Origin of the sequence: Mycobacterium sp. (assembly GCF_044342925.1) — a bacterium.
Lineage (GTDB): Bacteria > Actinomycetota > Actinomycetes > Mycobacteriales > Mycobacteriaceae > Mycobacterium.
In genome coordinates this window covers 1-2,527 of record NZ_JBIIOV010000263.1, presented here as the reverse complement: position 1 = coordinate 2,527, position 2,527 = coordinate 1, and the positions used below count along the sequence as shown (strand labels likewise).

General features: G+C 66.0%; 3 protein-coding genes. All 3 read right to left on the bottom strand.

Going from position 1 to position 2,527, the window contains the following annotated elements:
* Positions 1 to 815, bottom strand: an 815-nt coding sequence (locus tag ADBZ6I_RS17080) for a sulfatase-like hydrolase/transferase (protein ID WP_526385959.1), incomplete at its 3' end; no start/stop codon positions are given.
* Between the two features lie 229 nt (positions 816 to 1,044).
* Entirely contained in the window at positions 1,045 to 1,863 is an 819-nt protein-coding gene (locus ADBZ6I_RS17075; protein WP_526385957.1) for an SDR family NAD(P)-dependent oxidoreductase, read from the bottom strand.
* A 64-nt stretch (positions 1,864 to 1,927) separates the two neighbouring features.
* A complete protein-coding gene (locus ADBZ6I_RS17070) occupies positions 1,928 to 2,515 on the bottom strand; it encodes a 2,4'-dihydroxyacetophenone dioxygenase family protein (RefSeq protein ID WP_526385961.1) in 588 nt (195 codons plus the stop codon).
* Positions 2,516 to 2,527: the final 12 nt, after the last annotated feature.

Here is a 2,527-nt window from a genome sequence, read left to right as displayed (position 1 = left end):
TTCTTCTGGCCCTCCCAGGTCAGCCGGCGCTGCTCGTCCCAGCCGTGGTCGAATTTGCCCTTGTATTTGTCAGCCCATTCGGCGGCGACCTGGTGAGGGGCGTGGGCGGCACCGGGGGCCCAGTAGACGAAGAAGGGCTTGTTGGGGTTGACGGCCTTCTGCCCGGTGATCCAGTCGATGCATTTGTCCGCGATGGCCTCAGAGAAGTGCCAGCCGGGCTCGTCTGGGGGTTCGATCGGGGTGGTGCCGTGATAGAGCGGAGTGTGCCACTGGTTGGCCTCGCCACCCTGGAATCCGTAGAACTCGTCGAATCCCAGACTGGTGGGCCAGCGGTCGAATGGGCCGGCCGAGGACAGTTCGTAGTCGGGGGTGTTGTGCCACTTGCCGTATGCCGCAGTGTTGTAGCCGCGCAGCCGCAACGTCTGGGCCACCGTGGCGGTGTCGCCCCGGATGACTCCGTCATAGCCGGGATAGCCGGTAGCGAGCTCCATGATCGTGCCGGTGTGCGCACTGTGGTGGTTGCGTCCAGTCAGCAGCGCTGCACGGGTCGGCGAGCATAGCGCGGTGGTGTGGAACCGGTTGTAGCGCAACCCTTCTTCGGCTAGACGCTGAAGCGTGGGGGTGTTCACCGGACCGCCAAAGGTCGACGTGTGGCCGAAGCCGACGTCGTCGAGTAACACGACCACCACGTTGGGGGCACCCTCGGGGGCCGTCAGTGTGTACGCCTCGCCGGGCGTTGAATCGGCGTAGGTATCACCGATCTTGCCGTCGAACGGCTCGGAGGGCATGGGCAGCACCGACCCGTCGTCGGGCACCGCGGCCCCGCCGGTCCCGGCGGGGGCTGAGCCCGTCGGCTTGTTTTCGGGGGCGCAGCCGGCTGCTGCCGCCGCCGCAGTGGCGGCCGCTACAGCGCCCGCGCCGAGGAAACGACGGCGGCCGAAGCCCTCATTATGAACACTGGACGGAACGGTTGGTGAGGGGCGCTCGGCGGGCATCGGTGTCTCCACTCTGTCGGTGTGCTGGGACATTAAGTAGGCACGGCCGTCAGGCGACGGGGACTCCGTGCTTGCGCATGTACTTGCGGACCATGACGTTCATGACCCGGTAGAAGATGCCCGGCGTGCGCTGGGCCGCGAAGGCCGTGGCCTTGCCGGCAAAGCCCGGAATGATGCGCCAGTGTCCGGCATCGAGTCCGGCCAGGATCTGGTCGCAAGCCGGATCGGCATCCATCGAGCCGGCGATCAGCTTGAGGTCCAGTGCCACCGGGTCGCCGTCCGCGCGCTCTTGTGCCACCAGTGGCGTCTTCACCTCCGGCGGACAGATGCAGCTGATGTGGATGCCTTTGGGCTCGTACTCGTACCGCAGCGTCGTGGCCAGGCCGACCACACCGAACTTCGAGGTGCCGTAGGCGGCATAGGCGTAGTTGCTGGTGATGCCCGCCAGTGACGCCACCAGCGCCAGCCGCGATCCCTTCGTCAGGTGCGGCAGCACCGCGGCGGCGAAGTGGTAGCTGCCCATCAGGTTGATGTCGATGACGCGGCGAAATTCCTCGCTGGACATGTCGGCGAAGGCCCGGCACAGCCCGACGCCGGCGGAATTGACCGCCAGGTCCGGCGTCCCGAAATCCTGGACCGCCTGCGTGACCGCTGCGCGCATCTGCTGCTCCTGCGTGACGTTCTCTTCGATGAACTGCCAGCGGCCTTTGCCGAGCCGTGCGGCATCATCGAGTGCGGCACGGTTCGCGTCGTTGACCGAAAGGTCCAGCACACTGACTTTGCCGCCCCGCTCGAGCAGTCGCACCGCCAGCCCGAGCCCGATGCCGCTGCCGCCGCCGGTGATCAGAGCGTGATTCCATTTCTTCATGGCGTTTGCGGTGCCTTTCCTGCGGCCGGGTTCTTAGCCGCGAATGTGCATGCAGCTCGGAGGGTCAGGATTGATCAATGGCAGTTGCACGCCGCCCGGACGGCTCAGCCGTGAAGGCGGCCTCGCCGCCACCGATGTAGTTGATAGGTCCGAGGCCCTGCTGTTCGCTGAGCACGGCCGCGAGCTGGTGGATCAGCACAGCGTCCAGGATCGAATGGAAATGGCCGTCCTGGCTGAAATTGATGTTGGCACCCTGGACCCGGACGAACATGACGGTGTCCTCGGTGTTGGATTCGGGGCAGATCAACGTGTGCACGGAACCGCTGGGTTCGTAGAGATAGGAGCCGGCGACCTGCTTCTGATCCGGGTACTCCAGGTAATACCACTCCCCCGAGAGGGTGTACACCTCGGCGATGCCGGTGTGGTAGTGCAGCGGGACCTGCGAGCCGGGGCTGAAGGTCGCCTGCACCACCCAGCAGCCGGCCTCGAGGTCCAGGCGCAGCGGTTGGACGTGCACGCCCGGACCCATGGCATCCCTGATCACCGGGATGGTCGACTCGTTGACGGTCAGCAGCTCGGTCTGCGGCAGGGCGACTAGGGGCAGGGCAGCTCCGGTGCTGGTGTGGGCTGGTGCGGGAACAGTGGAACTCATCGGATTTCCTTC